This window comes from Prevotella sp. P2-180, assembly GCF_002251435.1.
Classification (GTDB): Bacteria; Bacteroidota; Bacteroidia; order Bacteroidales; family Bacteroidaceae; genus Prevotella.
Genome location: NZ_NPJI01000104.1, coordinates 1 through 2,569, shown reverse-complemented (window position 1 = coordinate 2,569; position 2,569 = coordinate 1). Strand labels below are relative to the sequence as shown.

Genomic DNA, 2,569 nt, shown 5'->3' with positions numbered 1-2,569 from the left:
CCTTGGAGATGCAGCTTCGCATCTCCAATTCCTTTTCGATTTCAAAAAAATCCATACTTGTTTTTGTTAGTAATATAAATATATAGGTTTGGTAAGGAGGCTCGTAGTGAGTCCCTCATAAGTAAGTGTTGTTCATAAAGCAAGTTTTAGTAGTGAGAATATTGCAGTTTGTGTTCTCGTGTCATCGGCAAATACGATTCTGGGGCTTCCCATGAAGCCGATTTCATGGAAAGCCCCAAAAATGTCTATTGTGTGTATGAGGGACAGGGGATAGGTCCGTGTCCTGCCCAAAGAGACCCGCACCATCGCTGAATGGATGGTGCGGTAGAGAAATTATGGATTTACTTTATTTCCCAGCCTTCGATGAGTCTGTCGCCCTTATAGACTAATACGTGCATAAACCAGGGCTCCTGCCAATCCCAAGGTAGCAAATGTCTGCACAGTTGATAATCTTGATATCCGTTGTCCAAATCAATTTCATAGCAATTATAATTTCGTCCGTACCAATAGCTCCAGCGGTTAATCCATACGTTAGCCCAGCTATCATCGATGTCCTTTCCGGTTCTTTCCTTTAAAAATTCTCGGTAGTAATCCCATCCCCGACCTCCTTTTTCTTCAGGCTTGTTGAATATGTCTTGTATGGCCTTAGCAGTCTGTTCAGAGGGAAGCAGTGAGAAAACCTGTTCCATTATGCCTTCCTCTCTATTTACATGGAACTCATCAGTGAAATTAAGACCCACATAATAGGCTAACTGATCATCGGAGGCATGGTTGATGCAGTAGCAATCTACTTCTCCATCCGGCCATGGAATATTGCTACTAGAACCTTTTCTAATAGCCTTTGCCCGTTTCTTTTCACCCATGAAGTGTTTCAGTGTGCTGTTCAGGGGCCATGCGCTGCTCAGCAGGAAGTTGAGTTGCGTAATGCCTTGTGGCTGTACGGCGGCATCGAAGGTTACCTTGGCTACCTGCCCTCCGGCGTTGTCGGTGGCGGTGAAGTAGGCGTTGCCTAATGTGTTGCCCTTCTCGTCTGTCAGTCTCCAGGTCAGGTTGTCTCCCGTGGTGATGACCTGCTTGGCATCGGGCATCCAGCGCAGGAAGGTGGCTTTGGCATCGTCCAGGTCATTCACGCGCACGCTCAGCACGTCGGGACGTGCCGCCTCGAGTGCCTGCCCCAACAGGGGTTGCTGCTTCCCGCTTTCGTCGGTAAAGAAGAGGGCCTCTTGCAGGGTTTGGAGGTCGGATGCCTTTTCCGGTTCGGGCATGGGCGATGCGGTCTTCACCTGACCTGAGGCATCCACTATGTAGATGCTCTCTGCGCTGTCGAGCAGCTTCTGCAACGAGCGCAGGCTCTTTGCTATCTGGTCAGCCGGTACACCGCTCAACTTTTTGTCCAGACTGAAGCTGTTGGCCAAGACTTGCCCCTTTGCGTTGGTCAGCGATACCTTGACCGAGAGGGTGAGGTCGTAGCTCGCCTTCTGCGTGTCGGGCTCTTCCTTTGGGGCAAGGTTGAAAATGGCACCCAGCGTGCAGGGGGCTTTCCCCGTTATCTTGCTGCCGGTGCCGTTGCTCACTATGAGTTCCGGCTCGGGCATCTCCTCCTGGCCCTCATAGAGCGTGTAGGCTATGTTGGCCACGTTGAGCAGGTCATCGCTAGCTTCGATTTCCCAGTTCAGCGTCAGTTCGTTGGTTTGGTTGTCATTCTCATCGTCATCGCTGCAGGAGGGCAGTGCGATGCAAATCATTAGGGCCAGCAGGCCCATGGCAAGTTGTCTGTAAGTTTTCATATATGTTTCATGTTATTTGTTATCCGTTCTATAATAATGTTAACACGGTGTGTGAGATGAAGTCGGCCTGTTTTGCTGTGAAACATAGTTTGCTCCTCCGTTAACGTTGTCCATCAGCTGCTCGTCGAGCTGCATTTTCTTTTCTTCTTTCTTTTCCATAATGACATGAGTTTTAAATTGTTTATTATTTCTGTTGCAAAATTACGGAATAAAATTGAAAATGCCGAGACAAAACGGGAAAAATGTTGGTCAAAACGGGAAAAAGTGTACTGAGGATAGATGTAGTACAAAACATTACTGTCCTGCCACCTCTATGCCGCATGCCGCAATGCCATAGACAGGTTATTGCATTGCTTGTCGCCAGAACTGTCCGACACTGACTTTTGACATGACTTGAATCAGGATTAACGTTTCAGACTGCAGCAGCTTGCAGAGGGTTTGATGCCAGTGCCTGCACACCGACACCGAGAGACCTTCTCTCATCTCATTGGCAGTTACGGCTACATCTTATATGGAAGGTAGCCAACCCTTTATATATAGATGTGCGCCTCGTGGCACACGGACAGGTCCGTGTCCTGCCTCCTCATTTTTTGTAACATTTGAGATTATATTTTTGAATATTCCTGCGGGACAGTGACCTGTCCCCTGTCCTCACATTCTCTATCGTATTGCATATATTCCATCTCGCTCTATTCTTGATTTCAACAATGGGTTCATGTTCTTATGCATACGGACAACATCAACGGAACATTTGAATATGCTCTCCAAATAATCTTTCAAGG

The 2,569-nt window shown here is 47.8% G+C and carries 1 protein-coding gene; it reads right to left on the bottom strand.

Going from position 1 to position 2,569, the window contains the following annotated elements; all coding sequences use genetic code 11:
• Positions 1-341: 341 nt before the first annotated feature.
• Positions 342-1,787, bottom strand: coding sequence for a PDC sensor domain-containing protein (locus CIK98_RS14750; RefSeq protein WP_094385565.1), 1,446 nt, complete (start codon positions 1,785-1,787; stop codon positions 342-344).
• Positions 1,788-2,569 lie beyond the last annotated feature (782 nt).